The sequence below is a fragment of the Fulvivirga aurantia genome, assembly GCF_009711475.1.
GTDB lineage: Bacteria > Bacteroidota > Bacteroidia > Cytophagales > Cyclobacteriaceae > Fulvivirga > Fulvivirga aurantia.
In genome coordinates this window covers 1-2,274 of sequence record NZ_SMMD01000391.1, presented here as the reverse complement: position 1 = coordinate 2,274, position 2,274 = coordinate 1, and the positions used below count along the sequence as shown (strand labels likewise).

Sequence of the window (2,274 nt, the reverse complement as noted above, 5' to 3'; positions counted from 1 at the left end):
TTGCTAAAAGAGCAAGGTTATGAGGTAATTGGCATGTTTATGAAAAACTGGCACGATGACAGTGTTACCATAAGCGATGAATGCCCCTGGTTAGAAGACAGTAATGATGCCATGATTGTAGCTCAAAAATTGGGCATACCTTTCCAGGCTATTGACTTAAGTGCTGAATACAAGAAGCGCATTGTTGATTACATGTTTGATGAGTATCAAAAAGGCAGAACACCAAATCCTGATGTTCTTTGCAATAGAGAGATCAAATTTGATATTTTCTTAAAAGCGGCTATGCGCCTCAATGCTGATTATATCGCTACAGGCCATTATTGCAGAAGAGATGAGATTGATGATAATGGAGAAACCTTATATCAACTCAAAGCCGGCAAAGATAACAACAAAGATCAGAGCTATTTTCTATGCCAATTAACACAAGAGCAATTATCTAAAGCCTTATTCCCGATTGGCGAGCTTACTAAACCTGAAGTGAGAGAAATTGCTAAAGTGCAAGATCTCATCACGGCAGACAAAAAGGACTCTCAAGGTCTTTGTTTTATTGGTAAGGTAAGACTTCCTGAATTTTTGCAACAGCAGCTAAAGCCAAAAAAGGGAGATGTAATTGAAGTCCCTGCAGATTCAGATATTTACAACGAGGACACAGAAGATGTTGAGGTGATAACAGATTCACTAGATACTATCACTGCACCTTTTGTATATCAAAAATCATCTGGCAAAAAAGTGGGGGAGCACAATGGTGCCCACTATTTTACTATTGGTCAGCGTAAAGGATTAAATATAGGTGGCACACCAGAGCCATTGTTTATCATCGATACTGACACAAAAAACAATATCATTTACACGGGTCAAGGTGAAAATCATCCCGGCTTGTATAGAAAAGGACTGTTTATTGAAGAAGGTGATATTCATTGGGTGAGACCAGACATTAAGCTTACGGTTGGCGAAACCCGAGACTATATGGTAAGAATAAGATATCGCCAGCCATTAGAAAAGGCTCAGTTGATAAAAGAAGCGAATGGCCTCTACATTATATTTGATCAACCCCAAAAAGCTATTGCAGCCGGTCAATTTGCTGTATGGTATTCAGAAGATGAGTTAGTTGGCTCGGGTGTTATAGCGTAGCTGACTCGTCTACATTTTCCTGGATAAGTGTGTCCGGTACAAACTGAATCACTCTATTAAATCCGGTGTAGTCAGAGTAGTCACGCTCTACTTTAAGGAGCTCTTTTTTGTCATATAGCTCTTTTACAAATTGTCTATCAATGCGATATGACACATCATAAAAGCCATCCTCAGCCTCTAGTTTATCAGGGAGACCATTATATGAAAACGAACTAGCACTCACATCGATACTATCTTCATCTACTGCTACTACTTTGAGTAAGTAATACTTGTAATCACTTAACTCTGTTTCATCTTTTAGCTTATATACATCTCCAACTAAAGGAGCATTAATGAAAGCTTGTTGCTTTTTCTCTTGTTGTGAGCTGTTAAAAGTTAGACCTGCTATGGCAAGTATGATTATTACCAGACCAGCAAACATGTACTTAGGAGTTGGCACTGAGCTTTTAAGTGCCTTGATCTTTTGACGATCTTTTGACTCTAATGTTTTCTCTTCCGTTACTTTTTGACAGTGCCCACAATATAGCATTGCGCTCTTTTTATAAGGAAAAAGAGGTATCCAAAAAATATGCGCGTAGCTGGAGTATATCAATAGTTGCATATTTTTTTCATTGCAACTATCGCAAGTGTGATTTTCAAGTGGGGCTTGCTTAATTAACTTACTGTTACTGCCGTATATTATCATTTGCTTGGTTTTTCATTTAACTCCATCCCAGAGACTCCGCCAGAAACAACAAATTTCATAGCGGCTGTGGCTGACATATTGAGTGGCTTAACATATTTAGCCTCAACAATGAACTGGTTTCCAGACCACGCATATGAATGCGGCATATACACAGAAACGTAACCCGGCAGCCCGATACTTTCTAATTCTTTCTGTGTCACAAAGCCTATCTTTAATATGGTTTGTGTGTCTTCCATAGCGATAAGAACGGGTATATTAAACTTCTTCTGATCACCTACAAAAGCGCCAATCAGGTCTTTTACAGAAGTGTAGATGATATTTACTATCGGGATTTTAATCAGATTTTTCTCAATGTATTCGAAAAAAGGCCTTGTAATAAAAAATGAAGCAACAAACCCCAGTGACGTAATCGCGGCCACCACTACGATTACTCCCAGGCCAGGTATACTGATAGGTAT

The 2,274-nt window shown here is 38.7% G+C and carries 3 protein-coding genes; 1 reads left to right on the top strand and 2 read right to left on the bottom strand.

From position 1 onward, the window contains the following. Window positions 1-1,131 (top strand): tRNA 2-thiouridine(34) synthase MnmA (gene mnmA / locus E1176_RS02150; protein ID WP_155208931.1); only part of this gene is annotated, 1,131 nt, incomplete at its 5' end. Here the strand turns inward: mnmA and E1176_RS02145 are convergent. Both E1176_RS02145 and E1176_RS02140 read right to left on the bottom strand, forming a co-directional pair. Next, window positions 1,121-1,816 carry a zinc-ribbon domain-containing protein gene (locus E1176_RS02145; RefSeq protein ID WP_155208930.1) on the bottom strand — a complete coding sequence of 232 codons (696 nt, stop codon included), beginning with the start codon at window positions 1,814-1,816 and terminating at the stop codon, window positions 1,121-1,123. The genes mnmA and E1176_RS02145 overlap by 11 nt on opposite strands. Next, window positions 1,813-2,274: DUF502 domain-containing protein (locus E1176_RS02140; RefSeq protein ID WP_155208929.1), on the bottom strand; the 462-nt coding region annotated here is incomplete at its 5' end. The genes E1176_RS02140 and E1176_RS02145, both read right to left, overlap by 4 nt.